The sequence below is a fragment of the Streptomyces sp. NPDC002328 genome, from assembly GCF_042890065.1.
In the GTDB taxonomy this organism is placed as follows: Bacteria; Actinomycetota; Actinomycetes; order Streptomycetales; family Streptomycetaceae; genus Streptomyces.
Genome location: NZ_JBIARQ010000011.1, coordinates 1 through 24,379 on the forward strand (window position 1 = coordinate 1; position 24,379 = coordinate 24,379).

22 protein-coding genes, 1 tRNA gene and 1 pseudogene are annotated in these 24,379 nt (G+C 68.5%); 13 read left to right on the forward strand and 11 right to left on the reverse strand.

Features of this window, described 5'->3' with window-relative positions:
* Nucleotides 1-182 precede the first annotated feature (182 nt).
* The 4 genes and pseudogenes from ACFYX4_RS25335 (at nt 183) to ACFYX4_RS25350 (ending at nt 2,232) form a co-directional block, all read left to right on the forward strand.
* A complete protein-coding gene (locus ACFYX4_RS25335) occupies nt 183-374 on the forward strand; it encodes a hypothetical protein (RefSeq protein ID WP_389337633.1) in 192 nt (63 codons plus the stop codon).
* A gap of 82 nt (nt 375-456) precedes the next feature.
* Nucleotides 457-963 (forward strand): cupin domain-containing protein, encoded by a 507-nt coding sequence (locus tag ACFYX4_RS25340; protein WP_389337636.1) that lies wholly within the window; start codon nt 457-459, stop codon nt 961-963.
* 23 nt (nt 964-986) lie between these two features.
* Nucleotides 987-1,396, forward strand: a pseudogene (locus ACFYX4_RS25345) (DUF2637 domain-containing protein); the annotation flags it as partial.
* Between the two features lie 44 nt (nt 1,397-1,440).
* Nucleotides 1,441-2,232, forward strand: a complete 792-nt coding sequence (locus tag ACFYX4_RS25350; RefSeq protein WP_389337639.1) for a tyrosine-type recombinase/integrase — start codon at nt 1,441-1,443, stop codon at nt 2,230-2,232.
* Between the two features lie 78 nt (nt 2,233-2,310).
* Here ACFYX4_RS25350 and ACFYX4_RS25355 read toward each other — a convergent pair.
* The 9 genes from ACFYX4_RS25355 to dnaA all read right to left on the reverse strand — a co-directional run bounded on the left by ACFYX4_RS25355 (nt 2,311) and on the right by dnaA (nt 15,555).
* Nucleotides 2,311-2,387: transfer RNA gene (locus ACFYX4_RS25355), tRNA-Ile, on the reverse strand.
* Nucleotides 2,388-2,521: 134 nt separating this feature from the next.
* A complete protein-coding gene (locus ACFYX4_RS25360; protein WP_389337642.1) occupies nt 2,522-3,469 on the reverse strand; it encodes a DUF3566 domain-containing protein in 948 nt (315 codons plus the stop codon).
* An 18-nt stretch (nt 3,470-3,487) separates the two neighbouring features.
* Complete coding sequence (gene gyrA, locus ACFYX4_RS25365; protein WP_389337645.1) at nt 3,488-6,082, reverse strand: DNA gyrase subunit A; 2,595 nt, start codon at nt 6,080-6,082, stop codon at nt 3,488-3,490.
* A 42-nt stretch (nt 6,083-6,124) separates the two neighbouring features.
* Entirely contained in the window at nt 6,125-8,203 is a 2,079-nt protein-coding gene (gyrB, locus tag ACFYX4_RS25370) for a DNA topoisomerase (ATP-hydrolyzing) subunit B (protein ID WP_389337648.1), read from the reverse strand.
* A gap of 457 nt (nt 8,204-8,660) precedes the next feature.
* A complete protein-coding gene (locus ACFYX4_RS25375) occupies nt 8,661-9,197 on the reverse strand; it encodes a DUF721 domain-containing protein (RefSeq protein ID WP_389337651.1) in 537 nt (178 codons plus the stop codon).
* On the reverse strand, nt 9,194-10,315 hold the full coding sequence (gene recF / locus ACFYX4_RS25380; protein ID WP_389337654.1) for a DNA replication/repair protein RecF: 1,122 nt from the start codon (nt 10,313-10,315) through the stop codon (nt 9,194-9,196). Before recF ends, ACFYX4_RS25375 begins: the two co-directional genes overlap by 4 nt.
* 99 nt (nt 10,316-10,414) lie before the next feature.
* Nucleotides 10,415-11,290 carry a phosphogluconate dehydrogenase (NAD(+)-dependent, decarboxylating) gene (gnd, locus tag ACFYX4_RS25385; RefSeq protein WP_389337657.1) on the reverse strand — a complete coding sequence of 292 codons (876 nt, stop codon included), beginning with the start codon at nt 11,288-11,290 and terminating at the stop codon, nt 10,415-10,417.
* Nucleotides 11,291-11,519: 229 nt separating this feature from the next.
* On the reverse strand, nt 11,520-12,650 hold the full coding sequence (dnaN, locus tag ACFYX4_RS25390; protein WP_389337660.1) for a DNA polymerase III subunit beta: 1,131 nt from the start codon (nt 12,648-12,650) through the stop codon (nt 11,520-11,522).
* A gap of 859 nt (nt 12,651-13,509) precedes the next feature.
* Nucleotides 13,510-15,555, reverse strand: a complete 2,046-nt coding sequence (gene dnaA, locus ACFYX4_RS25395; protein WP_389337663.1) for a chromosomal replication initiator protein DnaA — start codon at nt 15,553-15,555, stop codon at nt 13,510-13,512.
* A gap of 377 nt (nt 15,556-15,932) precedes the next feature.
* Here dnaA and rpmH point away from each other — a divergent pair, with 377 nt between their 5' ends.
* From rpmH to ACFYX4_RS25440, 9 genes are all read left to right on the forward strand, one after another.
* Nucleotides 15,933-16,070 carry a 50S ribosomal protein L34 gene (rpmH, locus tag ACFYX4_RS25400; protein ID WP_003956500.1) on the forward strand — a complete coding sequence of 46 codons (138 nt, stop codon included), beginning with the start codon at nt 15,933-15,935 and terminating at the stop codon, nt 16,068-16,070.
* Nucleotides 16,071-16,091: 21 nt separating this feature from the next.
* Nucleotides 16,092-16,463 (forward strand): ribonuclease P protein component, encoded by a 372-nt coding sequence (gene rnpA / locus ACFYX4_RS25405; protein ID WP_389337666.1) that lies wholly within the window; start codon nt 16,092-16,094, stop codon nt 16,461-16,463.
* Nucleotides 16,460-16,813, forward strand: a complete 354-nt coding sequence (yidD, locus tag ACFYX4_RS25410) for a membrane protein insertion efficiency factor YidD (RefSeq protein ID WP_389337669.1) — start codon at nt 16,460-16,462, stop codon at nt 16,811-16,813. The genes rnpA and yidD overlap by 4 nt, the downstream gene beginning before the upstream one ends.
* A gap of 3 nt (nt 16,814-16,816) precedes the next feature.
* Complete coding sequence (yidC, locus tag ACFYX4_RS25415) at nt 16,817-18,085, forward strand: membrane protein insertase YidC (RefSeq protein ID WP_389337672.1); 1,269 nt, start codon at nt 16,817-16,819, stop codon at nt 18,083-18,085.
* A 15-nt stretch (nt 18,086-18,100) separates the two neighbouring features.
* Nucleotides 18,101-18,613 (forward strand): protein jag, encoded by a 513-nt coding sequence (locus tag ACFYX4_RS25420; protein WP_389337675.1) that lies wholly within the window; start codon nt 18,101-18,103, stop codon nt 18,611-18,613.
* Between the two features lie 119 nt (nt 18,614-18,732).
* Nucleotides 18,733-19,449: a 16S rRNA (guanine(527)-N(7))-methyltransferase RsmG gene (gene rsmG, locus ACFYX4_RS25425; RefSeq protein ID WP_389337678.1), complete on the forward strand. Its 717-nt coding sequence runs from the start codon at nt 18,733-18,735 to the stop codon at nt 19,447-19,449.
* A 265-nt stretch (nt 19,450-19,714) separates the two neighbouring features.
* Nucleotides 19,715-20,788 (forward strand): ParA family protein, encoded by a 1,074-nt coding sequence (locus ACFYX4_RS25430; protein WP_389338299.1) that lies wholly within the window; start codon nt 19,715-19,717, stop codon nt 20,786-20,788.
* Nucleotides 20,785-21,882 (forward strand): ParB/RepB/Spo0J family partition protein, encoded by a 1,098-nt coding sequence (locus ACFYX4_RS25435; protein WP_389337681.1) that lies wholly within the window; start codon nt 20,785-20,787, stop codon nt 21,880-21,882. Before ACFYX4_RS25430 ends, ACFYX4_RS25435 begins: the two co-directional genes overlap by 4 nt.
* Before the next feature lie 329 nt (nt 21,883-22,211).
* A complete protein-coding gene (locus ACFYX4_RS25440; protein ID WP_389337684.1) occupies nt 22,212-22,829 on the forward strand; it encodes a GNAT family N-acetyltransferase in 618 nt (205 codons plus the stop codon).
* Nucleotides 22,830-22,951: 122 nt separating this feature from the next.
* Here ACFYX4_RS25440 and trxA read toward each other — a convergent pair whose 3' ends face one another.
* Both trxA and trxB read right to left on the reverse strand, forming a co-directional pair.
* On the reverse strand, nt 22,952-23,281 hold the full coding sequence (trxA, locus tag ACFYX4_RS25445) for a thioredoxin (protein WP_389337687.1): 330 nt from the start codon (nt 23,279-23,281) through the stop codon (nt 22,952-22,954).
* Nucleotides 23,282-23,327: 46 nt separating this feature from the next.
* On the reverse strand, nt 23,328-24,296 hold the full coding sequence (gene trxB, locus ACFYX4_RS25450; RefSeq protein WP_389337690.1) for a thioredoxin-disulfide reductase: 969 nt from the start codon (nt 24,294-24,296) through the stop codon (nt 23,328-23,330).
* Nucleotides 24,297-24,379 lie beyond the last annotated feature (83 nt).

Genomic DNA, 24,379 nt, shown 5'->3' on the forward strand with positions numbered 1-24,379 from the left:
AGCGAACAAGCCCCACGGGGCTCCCTATGTTCTCTAGGCCCACCGTCAAGCATCACCTGGGACCAGAACGTCAGGCATCACCTGGGACCCGACACGGACGTGCGGGGCTTGTCTAGTCTCAGTTGATGGTTGACGGATTGACGTCGGATGATGCTTGACGTCTGCCCTTAGACGATCTTCCGGTGGGTGTACTCACCGAAGGCGCGCCTCACTACTTCCTTCGTCGTGGTGCGGAAAATGGTGGTGTCCAAGTGGACTTTGACGACCAGGCGGGCGTAAGCCAATCCGACTTGGAATCGCTGGCCTGCGACGACGAAACCACCAGTGCTGCTTACGTTCCGCTCGATGGTCTGGGGTGCGGGCGGCAGGGATGATCGGAGTGAGCATGCCGGGCGCCTCCTATGAATCGGTCATAGAGTTACAGAAGACGGCAAAACCGACACCTGGGAGGCCGTTATGGGGGCTCTCCGCTTCGTAGTCGAACCAGACGAGGGCAAGTCGATCTGGCTCGCGGGCATTGGAGTCGACTTCAAGATCTGGGGCGAGGAGACCGGCAACCAGTTTTCGATCGTCGAGCACCCCATCGAGCCGGGCCGTCTCATACCGCCACACGTTCACAGCCGCGAGGACGAGTTCTCGTACGTCCTGCAGGGCAGGGTCGGCGCACGAGTGGGCGACGAGGAGGCCACGGCAGGTCCAGGCTCGTACATCCTCAAACCGCGAGGGATCCTGCATACCTTCTGGAACGCTGGACCGGAACCGGCGAGGATCCTGGAAATCATCTCCCCCGCAGGCTTCGAGGGGTTCTTCGACGCGCTGGGCACGGTCAGCGAGACGGCCTCTGATCCTGCCGAGTTCCTCAAGCGCCGGGCCGAGCTAGGCGAACGGTACGGTCTCGGGTTCTCCGACGAGTGGGTCGCCGAACTCACCAACAGGTACCAGCTCAAGCTTCTCGGTGAGTAACTACACCAGCTCTCCCACGCACACTGATCAGACGCGCACAGCCAAACCGAGCGGTGCTCGTCCAGGCGCTCATCGCCGCCGCGCTGTCCTTCGCGCACATCCACGACCTCGCCGTGGCGGCCGGACAGGACGGCTGGAAGGCCTGGGCCTATCCCGTCTCGGTCGACCTGCTGCTCGTCGCCGCCTGGCGTCGACTGCGCTCCGGCTCCGCCAAGGGTGCGGCCTGGTGCTGGTTCGTCATTACGTCAAGTACGAGTCCAAGGTCCGGCTTTACCTGCTGCCCCACCTCGGCAACGCGCTGGCCGCGTCTCTCGGCGCGAACGTCGCCACGGCCGGCCTGCTCGACCTCGACGACGTCCCGGCGTGGCTGCGCATCCTCGTCGCGGGCTGGCCCGCCGTCGCCTTCCTCGGCGGAACCCTGCTCGCCCACACCAGAAGCCGCTGACCAAACTGGCGCCCGCCCAGCTCCGCGCTCTCATGGCCACGCTGAGACGGGAGAAGGTGGGCGCGGCCACCCGCTTCGAGGTGCTGCGTGTCCTCCGCAACGCCCTCAACCGGGCCATGCGCGAAGAGCTGCTCACGCGCAACGTCGCCCTCCTGGTCGACATGCCCAAGGTCGCCAAGGACAAGGGCACGGCATGGAGCGCGCGGGAAGCGATCACGTTCCTCCGCTCCGTCCGCGCCCATCGCCTCTACGCGGCCTGCGTCCTGGTGCTCGTCCTCGGCCTGCGCCGCAGTGAGGTCCTCGGGCTGCGCTGGCAGGACATCGATTTCGAGGCCGGCCACTTCACCCCGGTGAAGCAGGTACAGCAGGAGAAGGGCGTAGGCCTCGTCCTCAAGGACCTCAAGACCGAGTCCTCACAGGCCGTGCTCTCGCTCCCGGAGTTCTGCGCCCGCGCCCTGGAGGAGCGCCGGGAGCTCCAGGAGCTGGAGAGGAAGATCGCCGGTGACCTCTGGGACCAGCAGGAAGACCACGATCTGATCTTCTCCTCCGAGCACGGCGGCATGATCGACCCCACCGGCTTCTCCCGGTCCTTCGATCGCCTCGTCAAGCGCGCCGGCGTCCGCCGCATCACGGTCCGGCTCGCCAGGCACACCTGCGGAACCCTGCTGGCCTTCCTGAAGGTCCACCCCAAGGTCGCTCAGGCGATCCTCCGGCACAGCCGGATCAGCATGACCATGGACGTCTACACGCACGTGGTGGGGGACAGCGAGCGGGAGGCTGTGACGATGCTCGCGGAGCTGCTGGAGGACCCGCTGATCGGCTGACGGCTGCCGTTCACCGCCGTTGGTGTCAACTGGTGGTGTCAAAAGACCCCCGGACCGATGGTCCGGGGGCCTTCTGGCTGGTGGGGCTAACAGGATTTGAACCTGTGGCCTCATCCTTATCAGGGATGCGCTCTAACCAACTGAGCTATAGCCCCGCCGCGCTCTGCGGTGTGTGTCCCGCGCGCTGACTCCTGAAGGTTAGCGCACGACGTGGGCAGTCCCAAAATCGGTTCCTGAAGGAGCCCGCGCGGAGGTTTACGGGCCGGAGCCGTGGCCTCCGCGCCCGGCGTCACTCGTCCTCGGCCAGCGTCAGCTCGATGCCGCCGACGAAGCCGGCGGAGAGGTTGTAGATGAACGCGCCGAGCGTCGCGAGGGCCGTCGCGAGGACGACGTCGATGACCGCGATGATCGACGTGAACATCAGGACGTGGGGGAGGGACAGGAACGACTGGAGGTCGAAGCCGTTCGACTCGTTCGAGCCGGTCGCCTCGGAGATGGTGCCGCCGACCGTCGAGAAAACGCCCATCGCGTCCATGACCATCCACAGCACGGCGGCCGCGACGATCGTGCAGATGCCCAGCGCGATGGAGAGCAGGAAGCTGACCTTCATCACCGACCACGGGTCGGCCTTCGCCACCCGCAGCCGCGCCTTGCGGACGCGGGGCGTGGTGCGGGCGCCGGTCCGCGGTCGGCGCACCGCGCCGGCCGGAGCCTGCGAGGAGTAGGCCTGCGGCGGGTGGTAGGGCCCGGCGGCCTGCTGGGACTGCCGCTCCCCGGGAAGCGGGGAGGCCGTCTGCTGAGTCTCGGCGCCCCGCTGCTGCGCCTTGGCGCCGGAAGCACCGGAAACCCCGGACGCTCCGGTAACGCCGGAAGAGCCCGGAGCGGCCGAGCCCGCTCCGGCCGCCTGCTGCCGGGTCTGCGAGCCTCGGGTGTCCGTCACAGTTCCCCCCTGGGATCCATGCGTGTCAGGCGAGCGTGAGCCCTTCGTCGGCGGCTTGTCCGACGGCTTGATCGCCTTGAGGTTGGTCGTGTGCGGGTCCGTCACCCGCGCGTCGGCCGCACGGGTGTCGCCCGCACGGCCGTCGGCCCCCCGCGCGTCGTTCGCACGCGCGTCCTTCGCCCCCGCGGCGGAGCCACGGCCGCCGTCGTCCGATTCCTTGCCGGCGCTGCCGGTGGAAGGGCCGTCAGACGTACCGGCCGATGTACCGACCGAACCGGCGCCCGTGGCTCCGCTCACGATGACTCACTCCTCGTGCTACTCGGCCGAGGGCGCCTCGCCCTCGTCCGTGCCGGTGGTCGCGGCGTCCTCGACGGTCTCGTCCACGGCGATGTCACCGTCGACCTCCTCCGCCTCGCGCCCCGCCTCGGCGTTACGTGCGATGCCCACGACGGCATCGCGCTTGCCCAGGTTGATCAGTTGGACGCCCATGGTGTCACGGCCCGTCTCCCTGACCTCGTTGACTCGCGTACGAATCACACCGCCCGACAGCGTGATGGCGAGGATCTCGTCCGTCTCCTCGACCACCAGCGCGCCGACCAGCGAACCGCGGTCCTCCACGATCTTGGCAGCCTTGATGCCGAGGCCGCCGCGACCCTGGACGCGGTACTCGTCGACGGCGGTGCGCTTCGCGTACCCGCCGTCTGTGGCAGTGAACACGAACGTACCGGGTCGAACAACATTCATCGAGAGCAGTTCGTCCCCCTCACGGAAACTCATGCCCTTGACACCCGAGGTGGCGCGGCCCATGGGACGCAAAGCGTCGTCCGTGGCGGTGAACCTGATCGACTGGGCCTTCTTGCTGATCAGCAGCAGATCGTCGTCGCCCGAGACCAGTTCGGCGCCGATCAGTTCGTCGTCGGTACCGTCCTCGCGCTCGCGAAGATTGATCGCGATCACACCGCCGGAGCGGGGCGAATCGTAATCCTTCAGAGGTGTCTTCTTGACCAGTCCCGCCTTCGTGGCCAGCACCAGGTACGGCACCGCCTCGTAGTCGCGGATCGCGAGGATCTCCGCGATCGCCTCGTCCGGCTGGAAGGCCAGCAGGTTCGCCACGTGCTGCCCGCGCGCGTCCCGGCCGGCGTCCGGCAGCTCGTACGCCTTGGCGCGGTAGACGCGGCCCTTGTTGGTGAAGAACAGCAGCCAGTGGTGCGTGGTCGAGACGAAGAAGTGGTCGACGATGTCGTCTTCCTTGAGCTTCGTGCCGCGCACGCCCTTGCCGCCGCGCTTCTGAGAGCGGTAGTCGTCCGTCTTGGTGCGCTTGACGTAGCCGCCGCGCGAGATGGTGACGACGATGTCCTCTTCGGCGATCAGGTCCTCGATGGACATGTCGCCGTCGAACGGCACCAGCATGGTCTTGCGGTCGTCGCCGTACTTCTCGACGATCGCGGCCAGCTCCTCGCTGACGATGCCGCGCTGGCGGACCGGCGAGGCGAGGATCGCGTTGTACTCGTTGATCTTCGCCTGGAGTTCGTCGTGCTCCTGGACGATCTTCTGGCGCTCCAGGGCGGCCAGTCGGCGCAGCTGCATCTCGAGGATGGCGTTGGCCTGGATCTCGTCGATCTCCAGGAGGCCCATCAGGCCCGTGCGCGCCACGTCGACGGTGTCACTGCGCCGGATCAGCGCGATGACCTCGTCGATGGCGTCCAGGGCCTTCAGCAGGCCGCGCAGGATGTGCGCCCGCTCCTCCGCCTTGCGCAGCCGGAAGCGCGTACGGCGGACGATGACCTCGATCTGGTGCGTCACCCAGTGGCGGATGAACGCGTCCAGGGAGAGCGTGCGCGGCACGCCGTCGACCAGCGCCAGCATGTTCGCGCCGAAGTTGGTCTGGAGGTCGGTGTGCTTGTACAGGTTGTTCAGGACGACCTTGGCGACCGCGTCCCGCTTCAGGACGATGACCAGGCGCTGGCCGGTGCGGGACGACGTCTCGTCGCGGACGTCCGCGATGCCGCCGATCTTGCCGTCCTTCACCAGGTCGGCGATCTTCTGCGCGAGGTTGTCGGGGTTGACCTGATAGGGCAGCTCCGTGACCACCAGGCACTGGCGGTTCTGGATCTCCTCGACCTCGACGACCGCCCGCATGGTGATCGAGCCGCGGCCCGTGCGGTACGCCTCCTCGATGCCCTTGCGGCCCACCACCAGCGCGCCGGTCGGGAAGTCGGGGCCCTTGATGCGCTCGATCAGCGCGTCCAGCAGCTCCTCGTGGGAGGCCTCGGGGTTCTCCAGGTACCACTGGGCACCGGACGCGACCTCGCGCAGGTTGTGCGAGGGGATGTTGGTCGCCATACCGACCGCGATGCCGGCCGAGCCGTTGATCAGCAGGTTCGGGAACCGGGCGGGCAGGACGGTCGGCTCCTGGGAGCGGCCGTCGTAGTTGTCCGTGAAGTCGACGGTCTCCTCGTCGATGTCGCGGACCATCTCCATCGACAGCGGCGCCATCTTGCACTCGGTGTACCGCATGGCCGCCGCAGGGTCGTTGCCCGGGGAGCCGAAGTTGCCGTTGGAGTCGACGAGCGGCATGCGCATCGACCACGGCTGCGCGAGACGGACCAGCGCGTCGTAGATCGAGGAGTCACCGTGCGGGTGGTAGTTGCCCATGACGTCGCCGACCACGCGGGCGCACTTGTAGAAGCCGCGCTCGGGCCGGTAGCCGCCGTCGTACATCGCGTACAGCACGCGCCGGTGGACGGGCTTGAGGCCGTCCCGGACGTCGGGCAGCGCACGCGAGACGATGACGGACATCGCGTAGTCGAGGTACGACCGCTGCATCTCCGTCTCGAGCCCGACGGGCTCGACGCGCATGGCGATGTCGCCGCCGTCTTCAGGGGTGACGGGAGTGTTCTCGTCGGTCATTGCTGGTGGGGGTCCTTCCTGGTGCGGTCAGCTGAGACCGACTCAGATGTCGAGGAAGCGGACGTCCTTGGCGTTGCGCTGGATGAACTGCCGGCGGGCCTCGACGTCCTCGCCCATGAGGACCGAGAACAGGTCGTCGGCCTGCGCGGCGTCGTCGAGGGTGACCTGGCCGAGGACGCGGTGCTCCTGGTCCATGGTGGTCACGCGCAGCTCCTCGGCGTTCATCTCACCGAGACCCTTGAAGCGCTGGATCGAGTCCTCACGCACCCGCTTGCCGCGCTGGCGGCCCATCTCGATCAGCGCGTCGCGCTCGCGGTCGGAGTACGCGTACTCGACGTCGTCCCGGCCCCACTTGATCTTGTAGAGCGGGGGACGCGACAGGTACACGTGCCCGGCCTCGACCAGCGGCCGCATGAAGCGGAACAGGAAGGTCAGCAGCAGGGTGCTGATGTGCTGGCCGTCGACGTCGGCGTCCGCCATCAGGATGATCTTGTGATAGCGGAGCTTCTCGATGTCGAAGTCCTCGTGGACCCCGGTGCCGAAGGCGGAGATCAGCGCCTGGATCTCCTGGTTCTGGAGGATCTTGTCGATCCTCGCCTTCTCCACGTTGAGGATCTTGCCGCGGATCGGGAGGATCGCCTGGTACTGCGGGTTGCGGCCGGACTTGGCCGAGCCGCCGGCGGAGTCGCCCTCGACGATGAAGATCTCGCACTTGACGGGATCGTTCGACTGGCAGTCGGAGAGCTTGCCCGGCAGGGACGCCGACTCCAGCAGACCCTTGCGGCGGGTCAGGTCGCGGGCCTTGCGGGCCGCCACGCGCGCGGTGGCCGCCTGGATGCCCTTGCGGATGATGTCCGCGGCCTCGACCGGGTTGCGGTCCAGCCAGTCGTTGAGGTGCTCGTAGACCGCCTTCTGCACGAAGGTCTTGGCCTCCGTGTTGCCCAGCTTGGTCTTGGTCTGGCCCTCGAACTGGGGCTCGCTCAGCTTGACCGAGATGATCGCGGTCAGACCCTCGCGGATGTCGTCGCCCGTGAGGTTGTCGTCCTTCTCCCGCAGCAGCTTCTTGTCGCGCGCGTACTTGTTGATCAGGTTCGTCAGCGCGGAGCGGAAGCCCTCTTCGTGCGTGCCGCCCTCATGCGTGTGGATGATGTTCGCGAACGAGTAGACGCCCTCGGTGTAGCTGCTGTTCCACTGCATCGCGACCTCGAGGGACAGCTGCCTGTCCCTGTCCTCGGCCTCCAGGTCGATGACAGAGGGGTGCACCGCCTCGCCCTTGCGGGAATTGAGGTACTTCACGAAGTCGACGATGCCGCCCTCGTAGTGGTACGAGACGGTCTTGACCTCGGCCTTCTCGTCCGCGCCCGCCTCGTCCGCACCGGTCACGGCCTTGGCGGACTCGCGCTCGTCGGCAAGGTTGATCGTGAGGCCCTTGTTGAGGAACGCCATCTCCTGGAAACGCCGCGAGAGCGTCTCGAAGGAGTACTCCGTGGTCTCGAAGATGTCCGCGTCGGCCCAGAAGGTCACCGACGTGCCGGAGTCCTCGACGGCCTCGTGCTTGGCGAGGGGCGCGGTCGGCACGCCCATCTTGTAGTCCTGCGTCCAGCGGAAGCCGTCCCGCTTGATCTCCACCGACACCTTGGACGACAGGGCGTTCACGACGGAGACGCCGACGCCGTGCAGACCGCCGGAGACCGCGTAGCCGCCGCCGCCGAACTTGCCGCCCGCGTGCAGCACGGTCAGCACGACCTCGACGGCCGGCTTCTTCTCCACCGGGTGGATGTCCACCGGGATGCCGCGGCCGTTGTCGATGACGCGGACACCGCCGTCGGCCAGGATCGTGACGTCGATGGTGTCCGCGTGTCCGGCGAGCGCCTCGTCGACGGAGTTGTCGACGACCTCCTGCACCAGGTGGTGCAGACCGCGCTCGCCGGTCGAGCCGATGTACATACCGGGTCGCTTGCGGACCGCGTCCAGACCCTCGAGGACGGTGATGGCGCTGGCGTCGTACGAGGCGGTGACCTCGCCGTTCGAGGCGGTGGCCTCGACGCCGGCGTCGGTGGACGGGATGTTCTCGTTGGGGTTGCCGGAATCGGCCACGAAGCGCCCTTTCTGGCACAGCACGAGCCGAGCTCCTGGGGGTACCCCCCTGTGAGGGAAGGGCGCCGGAGCGGCTGCGGCATGTTGCGTTGGTAAGCCTTGACTCAGCGTTGCTCAGCTTCTCCCGGGCGGTCCCCACGTTCGGGGCGGGATTGGCTTCCAGTCTACCGGTAGCGCCGACAGTGATGGGGGTTTGCCGGTACCTGAGTACGCATGTGCCGCCCTCAACCGGTCTCCGCCGGGTCCCCATATGCGGAGCGGGGCTCCAAGAGGCTCACAGAGGCACTCAGCGCTTCCGGGTGTCAACCCTTGGCTACCGGGGAGTCAGGTCCGGATTCGCCCCCGTGTACGGGCGATTCGAGCCCATTGAGCAGGGCTGAGGAGGATGGGCGGGTGTCGACGGAGATCAGTCCGCGGACGGACGGGGCGACGGCCCGCGCGGTACACGAAGACCGCTTCGGGCATTCCTACGTGACGCAGATCACCCGTAGGTATCGCCCGGGCCCGTGCTGCCCGGAGCCCGCAGCGGGCCGTAACGGCGGGCGGGACCGCCCGGACCCTGCACCTTGATCTGCTTGACCCGGCCGTGCCCGAGGTCCTCGTTGAGACGGGCGACCAGCGTCGGCGCGAGCAGCCGCAGATTGGTCGCCCAGGCCGTGGAGTCGCAGCGCACGACCAGCACCCGCTCGTCCTCGTCGTACCGCTCGGGCACGCAGTGCTTGGCGACGTCCTCGCCGACGATCTGCGGCCAGCGGCCCATCACCCCGCCCACCGCGGCCGGCGCCTCCCAGCCCCGCTCGGTGAGCAGCCGGTTGATCGCGGCGCCGAGCGCCATGGGGTCCCGGCCGTCCGCCCGCGCGCCCGAGCGCAGCCCGCCGCCGCGTCGCGCCTGCTTCTTCTGCTGCGCCGCGTCCCCCCGCGCGCGTGCCTGTTCGCGCGCCGCCCGCAGCGCCACGCGCGCGAGGTCGACGCCGGACGGCTCGGCCGCCTTCTTGGGCGCGGGCTCCTCCGCTGTCATACGCGCTCCACCGTCCCCTCGGACACGGTGTACCGCGCTCCCGCGAGCACATGCGGTACGTCGTCGTCGACCGCGGCCGTCACCAGCACCTGCTCGCCGGGCGCGACCAGCTCCGCCAGCCGCTCACGACGGCGAGCGTCCAGCTCGGCGAAGACGTCGTCGAGGACCAGCACCGGCTCGTTGCCCTCGGCGCGCAGCAGGTCGTAGGAGGCCAGGCGCAGCGCGAGCGCGTAGGACCAGGACTCGCCGTGGGAGGCGTATCCCTTGGCGGGCAGCTGGCCGAGTTTGAGCGTCAGGTCGTCCCGGTGGGGGCCGACGAGGGTGACGCCCCGCTCGATCTCCTGCTTGCGGACGTCGGCGAGCGCCGCCATCAGCTGGTCGTGGAGGTGCTCGCGCGTGTGCGCCTCGCCGGGGGCCGACGGCTTGTACTCCAGGGCGATCGGCCCACCGCCGGGGGCCAGTTGCTCGTACGCCTTGTCGGCGAGCGGCTGGATCGCGGCGACCAGGTCGAGCCGCTGGGCGAGCAGCTCGGCGCCCACGCGCGCGAGGTGCTGGTCCCAGACGTCGAGCGTGGACAGGTCCATGGAACGCCCGCCGTGCCTACGGGCCAGCGCGGCCGACTTCAGCAGGGTGTTGCGCTGCTTGAGCACGCGCTCGTAGTCGGAGCGCACGCCGGCCATGCGCGGGGAGCGCGCGGTGATCAGCTCGTCCAGGAAGCGCCGGCGCTCCCCGGGGTCGCCCTTCACCAGGGCGAGGTCCTCCGGCGCGAACAGCACGGTCCGTACGATCCCCAGCACGTCCCGGGGCCTGACCTGCGAGGACCGGTTGATGCGGGCCCGGTTCGCCTTGCCCGGGTTCAGCTCCAGCTCGATCAGCTGCTGCCGCTCGCCCTGGCGGACCTGCGCCCGGATGACCGCGCGGTCGGCGCCCATGCGGACCAGGGGGGCGTCCGAGGAGACGCGGTGGCTGCCGAGCGTGGCGAGATAGCCCACGGCCTCGACGAGGTTCGTCTTGCCCTGTCCGTTGGGGCCGACGAAGGCCGTGACCCCCGGGTCGAGCGGGACCTCGACCCGGGGATAGGAGCGGAAGTCGGCCAGCGACAGATGCGTGACGTGCATGATCGTTTCGCCGACCTCCCCCGGCGTCGTGGACCGCTCACGCGGCCCTGTGGATCGTTTCGTCTCGTCGTGCCCGGCCTGCCTCTGCCCGGCCGGGCGTCACTTCTTCTCGACCGCGTGGCCGCCGAACTGGTTGCGCAGCGCGGCGATCATCTTCATTTGCGGGGAGTCGTCCTGGCGGGAGGCGAACCGCGCGAACAGCGACGCCGTGATCGCCGGGAGCGGCACCGCGTTGTCGATGGCGGCCTCCACCGTCCAGCGGCCCTCGCCGGAGTCCTGCGCGTAGCCGCGCAGCTTGTCCAGGTGCTCGTCCTCGTCGAGGGCGTTGACCGCGAGGTCCAGCAGCCAGGAACGGATGACCGTGCCCTCCTGCCAGGAGCGGAACACCTCGCGCACGTCGGTGACCGAGTCGACCTTCTCCAGCAGCTCCCAGCCCTCGGCGTAGGCCTGCATCATGGCGTACTCGATGCCGTTGTGGACCATCTTGGCGAAGTGGCCGGCGCCGACCTTGCCGGCGTGCACCGAGCCGAAGTCGCCCTCGGGCTTGAGGGCGTCGAAGACCGGCTGCACCTTGGCGACGTTCTCCGCGTCGCCGCCGTACATCAGCGCGTAGCCGTTCTCCAGGCCCCAGACGCCGCCGGAGACGCCGCAGTCGACGAAGCCTATGCCCTTGGCGGCCAGCTCCTCGGCGTGCTTCTCGTCGTCCGTCCAGCGGGAGTTGCCGCCGTCCACGACGACGTCGCCCGGCTCCAGCAGCTCGGCGAGCTCGTCGATCGTCGACTGCGTGGGGGCGCCGGCCGGAACCATCACCCAGATCACCCGGGGGCCTTCGAGCTTGCCCACAAGCTCGGAGAGGCTGTGGACGTCGGCGAGATCCGGGTTCCGGTCGTATCCGAGGACGGTGTGGCCCGCGCGGCGGATCCGCTCGCGCATGTTGCCGCCCATCTTGCCGAGGCCGACGAGACCGAGCTCCATCAGTTGTTCCTTAGGTCGCTGTGTGGCGTGTGGGGCACCTTCGTACCCATGTCCGAGCCTAAACCCGGACGGTCGTGCACAGCTGTGGGCATACGCGCTCAGACGTACGGCCCCACCTGCGGCTTCTCCCCACAGACCCACCCGGTTGTCCACCGTCTGTGGACAACCGGGCCGGACCACGACCCCGGACCGCGGCAGCGGCCTCCCGGGGCCGCGCCGACGGCTCGGCTCAGCCGCTCAGCCGCACCGGCATGATCAGGTACTTGTAGGCCTCGTCCGCCTCGGCGTCCAGCGCCGGCTTGCCGCTCAGCAGTGCGGGCTTCGTGGACGTCGTGAACGACAGCTGGGCCACCGGCGAGTCGATGGCGCTCAGGCCGTCCAGCAGGAAGGTCGGGTTGAAGGCGATCGAGATGTCGTCGCCGTCGAGCTGGGCGTCGACCCTCTCCACAGCCTGTGCGTCGTCGCTGGAGCCGGCCTCCAGGATGAGCACGCCCTGCTCGAAGCTGAGCCGGACCGGGGTGTTGCGCTCGGCGACCAGGGCCACACGCTTGACGGCCTCCACGAAGGGGGCGGTCTCGATCACGGCGACGGAGTTGAACTCGGTCGGGAACAGCGTGCGGTACTTCGGGAGGTCGCCCTCCAGCAGCCGGGTCGTGGTGCGGCGGCCGGCGCCCTCGAAACCGATGAGGCCCTCGCCCGAGCCCGAGCCGGACAGCGCCAGTGTGACGCTGTCGCCGCTCGTGAGCGCCTTGGCGGTGTCGAGGAGCGTCTTGGCGGGCACCAGGGCGACCGCGGACGCGTCCGGGTTCTCCGGCTTCCACAGGAACTCGCGGACCGCGAAGCGGTAGCGGTCGGTGGAGGCCAGCGTCACCGTGTCGCCCTCGATCTCGATGCGCACACCGGTGAGGACGGGCAGCGTGTCGTCACGGCCGGCGGCGATGGCGACCTGGGCGGCGGCGGAGGCGAAGACCTCGCCGGGGACCGTGCCCGTCGCGTTCGGCATCTGCGGCAGCGCCGGGTACTCCTCCACAGGCAGTGTGTGGAGCGTGAACCGCGAGGAGCCGCAGACCACCGTGGCCCGTACACCGTCTGTGGAGATCTCCACCGGACGGTTGGGGAGGGCGCGGCAGATGTCCGCGAGCAGGCGGCCGGAGACGAGGACCGTGCCCTCCTCCTCGACCTCGGCCTCCACCGAGACGCGCGCCGAGACCTCGTAGTCGAAGCTGGAGAGGCTGAGGGCGCCGTCGTCGGCCTTCAGCAGCAGGCCGGCGAGGACAGGCGCCGGCGGACGGGCCGGGAGGCTGCGCGCCGCCCAGGCCACGGCCTCCGCGAGTACGTCGCGTTCCACCCGGATCTTCACTCTTGCCGCCTCCTGCTGTTGCCGGCGCTTCTCGCCCTGCCTGGCCTTCGTCGTCTGTCTCGGTGTCGTCGGCCCCCGAGGGGGGAAGGACCACCGGGGACCAGTCTGACGCACCGCACTGACAGTAGGTGCCTCTCGGGGTCAAGTCGTGACGAGGGGCAGTCGGGCGCCGAAGAGCGAGTTGTGCACAGGACCCCCTTCGAAACGGATTTCTCGCTCTCTCTAGTTGGGAGTAGTAGTAGGGCCTGTGGAAACGGTGGATAACCCTGTTTTCGCAGCTCAGAGGCGAGATTTTGTCCACCGACCCTGTGGGTGGAGGCAGTGGAAAACCAGGGTCGTCTGTGGAGAAATGAAAGTTCTGCACACCCCGTGCACAGGCTGGGGCGAGTTCTCCCCAGCGCCGTCCCCAGGTTTCTCCCCGTTTCCCACAGCCCCCCTCGGCAGCTTCGTGTGACGCCTTTCACTCGACGCGGTGAGCAGGCGCGTCAGGTTGCCGAACAGTGGACAGCCATGTGGAGAAGCGGCCCTCGGCTGGGGACAACCGGCCGAAGTCTGTGGGTTGCCGGTGGACAACTTCGTGCACAGGGTGTGGATCATCTCGTTGTCCACAGCCTGTGGAGATCCTTCGTCCACGAATCCACAACCACATGACCTGCTCTGATGGTCTCTCAACAGGGGCGCCTGTGGACGCGATCTGGACAACTTCGCAGTCCCCAGGCTGTGGAGGGGAAAAAGTCGCCGAATCTGTGGAGAGTGGCCGTAACCCGGCAGTTAATCGAACAGCGGATGACAGGAGCACGAAGAAGGGCGCCCCGGGAACTGCTCCCCGGGACGCCCTCGACGGTCGTGCGCGGCTCGGTCAGCCGGCCTTGATGCGGTTGGTCAGCTCGGTCACCTGGTTGTAGATGGAGCGCCGCTCGGCCATCAGATTGCGGATCTTGCGGTCCGCGTGCATGACCGTCGTATGGTCGCGGCCGCCGAACAGCGCGCCGATCTTCGGCAGCGACAGGTCCGTCAGCTCGCGGCACAGGTACATGGCGATCTGCCGTGCCGTCACCAGCGCCCGGCCGCGCGAGGTGCCGCACAGGTCCTCGACCGTGAGCCCGAAGTAGTCGGCGGTCGCGCTCATGATGGCCGTGGAGGTGATCTCCGGGGCCGAGTCCTCGCCGCCGGGGATCAGGTCCTTCAGGACGATCTCCGTCAGCCCCAGGTCCACCGGCTGCCGGTTGAGCGACGCGAACGCCGTCACCCGGATCAGCGCCCCCTCCAGCTCGCGGATGTTGCGCGAGATCCGGGACGCGATGAACTCCAGCACCTCCGGCGGGGCGTTGAGCTGCTCCTGCACCGCCTTCTTGCGCAGGATCGCGATGCGCGTCTCCAACTCGGGCGGCTGGACGTCGGTGATCAGACCCCACTCGAAACGGTTGCGCAGCCGGTCCTCCAGCGTGACCAGCTGCTTGGGCGGCCGGTCGCTGGAGAGCACGATCTGCTTGTTCGCGTTGTGGAGCGTGTTGAACGTGTGGAAGAACTCCTCCTGCGTCGACTCCTTGTCCGCGAGGAACTGGATGTCGTCGACGAGCAGGATGTCCATCTCCCGGTAGCGCTTGCGGAAGCTGTCGCCCTTGCCGTCGCGGATGGAGTTGATGAACTCGTTGGTGAACTCCTCGGAGCTCACGTACCGCACGCGCGTGCCCGGGTAGAGGCTGCGCGCGTAGTGCCCGATCGCGTGCAGCAGGTGCGTCTTGCCGAGGCCCGACTCCCCGTAGATGAAGAGGGGGTTGTACGCCTTGGCGGGCGCCTCGGCGACGGCGACCGCGGCCGCGTGCGCGAAGCGGTTGGAGGCGCCGATGACGAAGGTGTCGAACAGGTACTTCGGGTTCAGCCGCGCGGTCGGCTCAGCGGGCCCGTTCGCCTGCGCGGACTGCGCCGACGACGGACCGGGACCGCCGGCGCCTGGCTGACCGGGGCCCATCGGACCGCCGCGGTGCGGATGACCGGAGCCGCCCGACGGCTCGGGCAGCTCACGCCGGGCCGGGTCGCGCTGGTCGTACTCCGGGCGCTGCGGTTCGTACTCCGGGCGCGGGGGCTCGTAGTCCTGGCGCTTCTGGTCGTAGGGCGACGGCTTCTGGTCGTAGTGCGACGCGTCGTACGGCGGCCGCTCCATCTGCTGGGGGCGGTAGTCCTGGGAGGGCGAGCCGTATCCGTCCTGCGGCGGACCGCCGTACCCGTCCTGGGCGGACGACCCGTAGGCGTCCTGGCCGGAGGGACCGCCGTAGGAGTCCTGCGACGGCGACGCGTAGGGGTCGCGCTCGGGGAAGCCGAGGCGCTGCTGCTGCCAGCCGTAGTCGTCCTGCGCGGCCCGCGGCCAGGCACCGGGCTCGGGGCGCTGGTACTCCGAGGGGTAGGCCGGCCGGGCGGTGGGCAGCGGGTCCTGCCGGGAGCCGTGCTCGCCGGGATCACCCGTACCTCCCTGGCCGCCGTGTCCGCTGTGGCCGCCGGGGTGCTGGTCGGAGCGGTGTCGGCCGTAGCCCTCGTACCGGTTGTCGTACGGGCTGTCGTACTGGCCGGACGGAAGTTCGGGCTCCTCGTAGCGCGGCGCGGCGGCGGACGCCGGCGCGGGGGGCTCGCCCACGGAGTCGTCGACGGTGATCGCGATACGGATGGGGCGGCCGCACTCGCGGCTCAGCGTCTCGCTGACGATCGGGGCGAGACGGCCTTCCAGCACACCCTTCGCGAATTCGTTCGGTACGGCGAGCAGGGCCGTGTCGGCGACCAGCGCGAGCGGCTGACAGCGCCGGATCCAGTGCTCGTCCTTGGTCTCGACGCCCTGCCCCCGACCTTTGCTGAGCAGATGCTCCAGTACGCGTGGCCACACTGCGGCAAGATCGGCAGGTACGTCAGCCACAGGGCACGCTCTCTCGCTGGTCCCACGAACGGGTGACGGTGGGACGGATCGGGATTCGCATCTGACGGAGTCAGGGACAAAGGAACGAATCGGAGTCCAGCCACGGTAGTCAGCGCGGCCGGTACGGTTCAAGTTGTTGTCCCCAGGCTGTGGACAAGTGTCGCCCGGTGACCCCTGGTTTGACCGGATGGCGTAGCCCCGCGTACCGTAACCAGGTCGAGTTGTCGATGGCTGCTGCCGCCTGCCTCCGATGGGCACAGATCGCGTCAGGTGATCGGGAAGCGGTGCACTCGGGCGTTGACGCGAGCTACTCGTGGGCGCACGGTGACAGCCAGGACGGCACCCCGCCACTACCGATCGATTTCTGGAGCCCCCGAGTGAGCAAGCGCACCTTCCAGCCGAACAACCGTCGTCGCGCGAAGACCCACGGCTTCCGGCTGCGTATGCGTACCCGTGCCGGCCGCGCGATTCTCGCGTCCCGCCGCAGCAAGGGTCGCGCCCGCCTGTCCGCCTGATCCCGGTCAGGTCATGCCGTCGTGCTGCCCACCGAGAACCGGCTGAGGCGGCGCGAGGACTTCGCGACCGCGGTACGGCGAGGCCGTCGGGCCGGACGCCCGACTCTCGTCGTCCATTTTCACAGCGGTGCCACGGACCCGCACGCGCCTGGGGAGAGCGCTCCCCCGACGCGTGCGGGTTTCGTCGTGAGCAAGGCTGTGGGAGGCGCGGTCGTACGCAACACCGTGAAGCGCAGACTGCGTCATCTGATGCGCGATCGAGTCGCCCTTTTTCCCCCCGGTAGCCTGGTAGTCGTACGAGCGCTGCCCGGTGCGGGCGACGCCGACCACGCACAGCTGGTCCAAGACCTCGATGCCGCCCTTCAACGGCTACTGGGAGGGGGCGCGCGATGAAGTACCCGCTGCTGGCCCTGATCAAGCTCTACCAGTGGACGATCAGTCCGCTGCTCGGGCCGGTGTGCAAGTACTACCCGTCGTGCTCCCACTACGGCTACACGGCCGTCGACCGGCACGGTGCGATCAAGGGAACGGCCCTCACCGCCTGGCGCATCCTGCGGTGCAACCCCTGGTCGCTGGGCGGTGTGGACCATGTCCCGCCGCGCAAGCGACCGAGGTGGCACGAAATGCTGCGCGACGCCTGGCGCGCACGCAAGGGCGGGACCTCCGCCGCCGAAACGGCCACCGAAGGCGACCGTCCTTCGAGCCCGGCCGCAGAGACCCCGTCCCATGCCCAAGGAGCATGATTAGTGGACACGATTGCCAGCCTCTTCAGTTTCATCACGACACCTGTCTCCTGGGTCATCGTCCAGTTCCACAAGGTGTACGGCGCCCTCTTCGGCCCTGACACCGGATGGGCCTGGGGCCTGTCCATCGTGTCCCTCGTGATCGTGATCCGAATCTGCCTGATCCCGCTCTTCGTGAAGCAGATCAAGGCGACACGGGCGATGCAGACGCTCCAGCCCGAGATGAAGAAGATCCAGGAGCGCTACAAGAACGACCGGCAGCGCCAGTCCGAAGAGATGATGAAGCTCTACAAGGACACCGGGACCAACCCGCTGTCCTCGTGTCTTCCCATCCTGGCGCAGTCCCCGTTCTTCTTCGCCCTGTACCACGTGCTCAACAGCATCGCCAACGGTGACACCATCGGTGTGATCAACCAGAGCCTGCTGGAGAGCGCCCAGAAGGCGCACATCCTCGGCGCGCCCCTGGCCGCCAAGTTCACCGACAGCGCGGCTGACGTCACGGCCCTCGACGCCTCGCTGACCAGCGTCCGCATCGTCACCGCGGTCATGATCGTGATGATGTCGGCCTCGCAGTTCTTCACCCAGCGCCAGCTGATGACGAAGAACGTCGACACCACCGTGAAGACGCCGTTCATGCAGCAGCAGAAGATGCTCATGTACATCTTCCCGGTCATGTTCGCCGTCTTCGGCATCAACTTCCCCGTCGGTGTCCTCGTCTACTGGCTGACCACCAACGTGTGGACCATGGGCCAGCAGATGTACGTCATCCACAACAACCCGACCCCGGGTTCCACGGCTCAGGCCGCCTACCTGGAGCGCCTCTACAAGCGGGTCACGCAGCACGGCAAGACGCGCGGCCGTGGCGAGAAGGCGATCGTCAAGGCGATCGTGGCCAAGGGCCGCGACCGCAACGAGCACGAGCGCAAGTTCATCAACGGGCTGAGCAAGGTGGGCCTCGCGGCCCAGGCCGACGGCACCGTGGTGAAGGGCGAGGCCCAGACCGCCACCCTGACCGAGGACGGCACGCCCACGACCGCCGCGGCGGGCAGGCGCCAGCAGCCCAAGCGCCAGACCAAGTCCCAGCGCCAGACCACGGCCCCGAAGGCGGCCGGCGAGACCACGACCTCGCTGAGCAAGACCGACGAGCCGGAGGACGACAAGCCCGCCGACGCCGCCAAATCGAAGCCCGGCTCCGCCGGCGGCCGCAGCAAGGCTCAGTCCGGGCAGCGCAAGGGCGGCCCGCAGCGCCCCAAGTCCCCGTCCAAGAAGTAAGAAGGAGCCCATCCCGTGACGGAAGGCACCACCTCCGCCGCTGCCGAGGGTGCAGACACCCTGACCCGCCTGGAGCAGGAGGGTGAGATCGCGGCGGACTACCTCGAGGGTCTGCTGGACATCGCCGATCTCGACGGCGACATCGACATGGACGTCGAAGCAGATCGCGCCTCCGTGTCGATCATCAGCGACGCGGGCGGCCGCGATCTCCAGAAGCTGGTCGGCCGTGACGGCGAGGTGCTGGAAGCCCTTCAGGAGCTGACGCGTCTGGCCGTGCACCGGGAGACCGGCGACCGCAGCCGGCTGATGCTGGACATCGGGGGCTACCGCGCCAAGAAGCGCACCGAGCTCTCCGAGCTGGGCGCCAAGGCCGCGACCGACGCGAAGAACAGCGGCGAGCCGGTGAAACTGCGGCCCATGACCCCCTTCGAGCGCAAGGTCGTCCACGACGCGGTGAAGGCGGCCGGCCTGCGCAGCGAGTCCGAGGGCGAGGAGCCGCAGCGCTTCGTCGTCGTCCTCCCCAACTGATTCGGTTCACACATTCCTCCGGCCCCGTCTGTTGTGCAGGCGGGGCCGGTCTTTGTCAGCCTTGGTAGTTCTGGAGGCCGGCGCTCGACGCGCCGGTGCGGTACGGAAGGACGGTCCCCGTGACGGAGGCAGCGGAGCTCCCCCCTGCGCCCGAGCAGGCCCGAGCGGTGTTCGGTGATCGCTTCACGGATGCGGTCCGGTACGCCGAGCTCCTGGCCGAGGCGGGTGTGCAGCGCGGGCTCATCGGTCCACGTGAGGTGCCCCGCCTCTGGGAGCGGCATCTGCTGAACTGTGCGGTGCTCTCCGAGGTGGTCCCTGAGGGCGTGACGGTGTGCGACGTCGGCTCCGGCGCCGGCCTGCCCGGCATCCCCCTGGCCCTGGTCCGCGAGGACCTGAAGATCACTCTCCTGGAGCCGCTTCTGCGGCGGACGACCTTCCTCACCGAGGTCGTCGAGCTGCTCGGCCTGGACCATGTGACCGTCATCCGTGGCCGCGCCGAGGAGGTCATGGGCAAGCTGCCGCCGGTCCATGTGGTGACCGCCCGCGCCGTGGCACCACTGGACCGCCTGGCCACCTGGGGCATTCCCCTGCTGCGCCCCTACGGCGAGATGCTCGCGCTCAAGGGCGACACGGCCGAGGAGGAGCTGAAGAGCGCCGCCACCGCTCTGACCAAGCTCGGCGCGGTGGGCACGTCGATCCACCATGTCGGCGAGGGTGTGGTCGATCCGCTCTCCACCGTGGTGCGGGTCGAGGTCGGGGAGAGCCCCGGCGGTGTGCGGTTCGCCGCCAAGCGGGCAAAGGCGGCCCGGACGGGGCGGGCACGGCGCCGTCGCTGAGGCGGCCCGGCGCGCTGCCGTACTCCACACAAGCTGCCGCACCTCCGTATGACGGAGTGTCGCGGCAGTTCGGTGCCGGGCGCTGTGCATCGTGTTTCACGTGAAACGTCGCTCACTGCTTCAGGGCATCATCAGCCGGGGCCGCGCCGCGGCCGAACCCCGCGACCGAAAGCCTCTGGGCTCACTCGACAAGGGGACGGAGTTGTCCACAGAGGTGGATTTCTCCACAGAACCCCAGGCCTCACTGGTTCACGACCCCGAAGACATGGGAGGCTCTGTTCATTGCGAGCCTGAAGTCGAGGAGAGTGAATCCTTGCGGTCCGACGCCAACATCGCGGGACCGATGACCGATCCGGTCCCCGGTCCCCGCACCGAGTCGATGGGGGAGGATGTTTCACGTGAAACACCGCCCCCGATGGACGACACTCCGATCGGTCGTGCTGCCCAACTGGCGGTGGAGGCGCTGGGCCGAGCCGGAGAGGGCCTTCCCCGGCCCGAGCAGACCCGTGTCATCGTGGTCGCCAACCAGAAGGGCGGCGTCGGCAAGACGACGACGACCGTCAATCTTGCCGCCTCCCTGGCCCTGCACGGCGGCCGTGTCCTGGTGATCGACCTCGACCCGCAGGGCAACGCCTCCACCGCCCTGGGGATCGATCACCACGCCGAGGTGCCGTCCATCTACGACGTGTTGGTCGAGAGCCGCCCGCTGGCGGAGGTCGTGCAGCCCGTCCCCGATGTCGAGGGCCTCTTCTGCGCTCCCGCCACGATCGATCTCGCCGGTGCGGAGATCGAGCTGGTGTCGCTGGTGGCGCGCGAGAGCCGACTCCAGCGAGCGATCCAGGCCTACGAGCAGCCTCTGGACTACATCCTCATCGACTGCCCGCCCTCGCTCGGCCTGCTGACGGTCAACGCGCTCGTCGCCGGCCAGGAGGTGCTGATCCCGATCCAGTGCGAGTACTACGCGCTGGAGGGACTGGGCCAGCTGCTCCGCAACGTCGACCTGGTGCGGGGGCACCTCAACCCCGCGCTGCATGTGTCGACCATCCTGCTCACCATGTACGACGGCCGGACGCGTCTCGCGTCGCAGGTCGCGGAGGAGGTGCGCACCCACTTCGGCGACGAGGTGCTGAGGACGAGCATTCCGCGCTCGGTCCGCATCTCCGAGGCGCCGAGCTATGGGCAGACGGTGCTGACTTACGATCCTGGATCGAGCGGTGCCCTCTCCTATCTTGAGGCGGCCCGAGAGATCGCGCTGAAGGGCATCGACGTCAGCTATGACGCCAGCCATGCCCATGCCGGCGCCCAGAACAACCCGAGCATGGTGGAGGGGATCCAGTGAGTGAGCGACGGAGGGGGCTGGGGCGGGGTCTCGGCGCATTGATCCCCGCTGCCCCGACCGAGAAGTCGCCGGCCTCGGCGGCACTGGGAAGCGTGGTCAACACCTCCCCGGCGACTGCCCCGGTCCTGACGACCGACCGCGGAGTGGCCGCGGCCAAGGTGGCGACGCTGCCTGTTTCACGTGAAACAGAGGAGTCGTTGCCGAGCAGTCCCCCGGAAACGCCCGGCCCTCCCCTGGGCGCCCACTTCGCCGAGATCCCCCTCGACGACATCGCGCCGAACCCGCGCCAGCCGCGTGTGGTCTTCGACGAGGACGAGCTTCAGGAACTGATCACCTCCATCAAGGAGGTCGGTCTCCTCCAGCCGGTCGTCGTACGGCAGACCGGGCCGAGCCGCTACGAGCTCATCATGGGTGAGCGCCGCTGGCGTGCCTGCCGTGAAGCGGGGCTGGAGGCCATCCCGGCGATCGTGCGGGCCACGGACGACGAGAAGCTTCTCCTGGACGCCCTTCTGGAGAACCTCCACCGGGCTCAGCTGAACCCGCTGGAAGAGGCGGCCGCTTACGACCAGCTGCTGAAGGACTTCAACTGCACGCACGACCAGCTGGCGGACCGCATCGGCCGGTCCCGCCCGCAGGTCTCCAACACACTGCGTCTGCTGAAGCTCTCGTCGGCGGTCCAGAAGCGGGTGGCCGCCGGAGTGCTCTCGGCGGGACACGCCCGGGCGCTGCTCTCGGTGGAGGACTCGGAGGAGCAGGACCGGCTGGCGCACCGCATCGTGGCCGAAGGGCTGTCGGTGCGCGCCGTCGAGGAGATCGTGACCCTGATGGGCTCCCGGCCGCAGAGGGCACAGCGTCCCAAGGGCCCGAGGGCCGGCAGCCGTGTTGCTCCGGCGCTGAGCGAACTGGCGACCCGGCTCTCGGACCGCTTCGAGACCCGGGTGAAGGTGGAGCTGGGGCAGAAGAAGGGCAAGATCACCGTCGAGTTCGCCTCGCCGGACGACCTCGAGCGCATCCTCAGCACCCTCGCTCCGGGCGAGAGGCTGGCCCTCCAGAAGAGCCTCCTGGAGAGCGAGCCCGAGGACGCGGAGGACTGAGTCCTTTCGGTCCGACGGGCGGCATCGCTCTCGTCCGACCGGCAGAGCGGGCCGTGTCCGATACCCATCGGACACGGCCCGCTCTTTGCTTTCACGCCGTACCGAGGCCATCTCATCGTCGATACGATGCGTGAGGGTATGGCGCATTCACCGGGCAGCACCTCTGAGGGGGAGGCGGAGGCCATGCGAACGATGAGCCGGACCGGGCTGATGAGCGCGGGACTGGGGTTGGGCGCGGTCGGAGGCTTCGTCGGCAGCCTGCTCAGAGAACGGAGTGCTCTCACAGCCGCTCGCGACGCCGCGGGCGAAGGAAGCGAGGAACAGCCTTCATGGGGCGTCGGCTCGTACCGCTCACGCTGGACAATCTTCAGGACCTCCCCCAGCGCTGCCGCTCGTGCGTCTTCTGGGAACTCGACCCCGTCAGCGGTAAGGCAGCGGTAGGAGAAGGGCGAGGCGCCCTGGAGAAGGAAGCGTGGATCTCGGCCGTCCTGCTGGACTGGGGATCCTGCGGTCGGGTCGTCTACGTCGACGAGGTTCCGGTGGGCTTCGTGCTCTACGCCCCGCCTGCCTACGTCCCCCGCTCGACGGCGTTCCCGACGAGCCCCCTGTCCCCCGATGCCGTGCAGTTGATGACGGCGTTCATCGTGCCGGGCTACCAGGGGCAGGGACTGGGCCGGGTGATGGTGCAGACGGTCGCCAAGGATCTGCTGCGCCGTGGCTTCAAGGCGATCGAGGCGTTCGGGGACGCCCGCTGGAAGGAGCCGGCCTGTCTGCTGCCGGCCGACCATCTCCTGGCGGTGGGCTTCAAGACGGTCCGCCCTCATCCCTCGCATCCCCGCTTGAGATTGGAGCTGCGCACCACGCTCTCCTGGAAGGAAGACGTGGAGATGGCCCTCGACCGGCTGCTGGGGGCGGTACAGAAGGAGCCGGCGCTGCGACCGCTGTGAGCCGCCGTAAGCCGTTCCCGTCTATGCGGGCAGGGAGGACAAGCGAATGGGCCGGCCCTGCGGGGGCCGGCCCATTCGGTGTTTCACGTGAAACATCAGCCGTCCGTGCGACGGCCTTGCGCTCACTCGGCGATGAAGTCCTCGAGGTCGCGGATGATCGCGGCCTTCGGCTTGGCGCCGACGATCGTCTTGGCGACTTCGCCGTTCTGGTAGACGTTCAGCGTCGGGATGGACATCACGCCGTACTTGGCAGCCGTACCCGGGTTCTCATCGATGTTGAGCTTGACGATCTCGATCTTGTCGCCGTACTCGGTGGCGATCGCCTCGAGGGACGGAGCGATCTGGCGGCACGGACCGCACCAGGCGGCCCAGAAGTCCACCAGAACAGGCTTGTCGTTCTTGAGGACGTCCTGCTCGAAGGAGTCGTCGGTCACGTTCTTGAGGTCGGCCACGGCGGGCTCCTTTAACTGATGTGTGCGGTGGGGAGGGAGAGGGGGGTCAGACGGCGGTCTTCTCGGGCTCCGCCTGCTCCTCGTCGGCGAGGGCGGCGAGGTAGCGCTCGGCGTCGAGAGCGGCGGAGCAACCGGTGCCGGCCGCGGTGATCGCCTGGCGGTAGGTGTGGTCGACCACGTCACCGGCGGCGAAGACACCGGTCGCGTTCGTCCGCGTGGAGGGCGCGGCGACCTTCAGGTAGCCCTCCTCGTCCAGGTCGAGCTGGCCCTTGAAGAGCTCGGTGCGCGGGTCGTGGCCGATCGCGATGAACAGGCCGGTCACCGGCAGGTCGGAGAGCTCACCGGTCTTGAGGTTGCGCAGCTTCAGCCCGGCCAGCTTCGGGTCGCCCTGGATCTCCGCGACCTCGCTGTCCCAGACGAACTTGATCTTCGGGTCGGCGAAGGCCCGCTCCTGCATCGCCTTGGAGGCGCGCAGGGTGTCCCGACGGTGGACGATCGTCACGGACTTGGCGAAGCGGGAGAGGAAGGTGGCCTCCTCCATCGCGGTGTCGCCGCCGCCGATGACGGCGATGTCCTGGTCCTTGAAGAAGAAGCCGTCACAGGTGGCGCACCACGAGACACCGCGGCCGGAGAGGGCGTCCTCATTGGGCAGGCCCAGCTTGCGGTGCTGCGAGCCGGTGGTCACGATGACGGCCTTGGCCCGGTGGACCGTGCCCGCCGTGTCCGTGACGGTCTTGATCTCACCCGAGAGGTCGACGGAGACGATGTCGTCGGGGATCAGCTCGGCGCCGAAACGCTCGGCCTGGGCGCGCATGTTGTCCATGAGCTCGGGGCCCATGATGCCGTCCTGGAAGCCGGGGAAGTTCTCCACCTCGGTGGTGTTCATCAGTGCGCCGCCCGCGGTGACGGCACCTTCGAACACCAGCGGCTTCAGCGACGCGCGTGCGGTGTACAGCGCCGCCGTGTAGCCGGCGGGCCCGGAGCCGATGATGATCACGTTTCGGACGTCGCTCACGGCTTGATTCCTCGTCTCTGGACTGCGTCGGTCGAGCGGTGGGAGCCTCTCTGAACTCTCACCCCACCCAACGGATCCTAAGG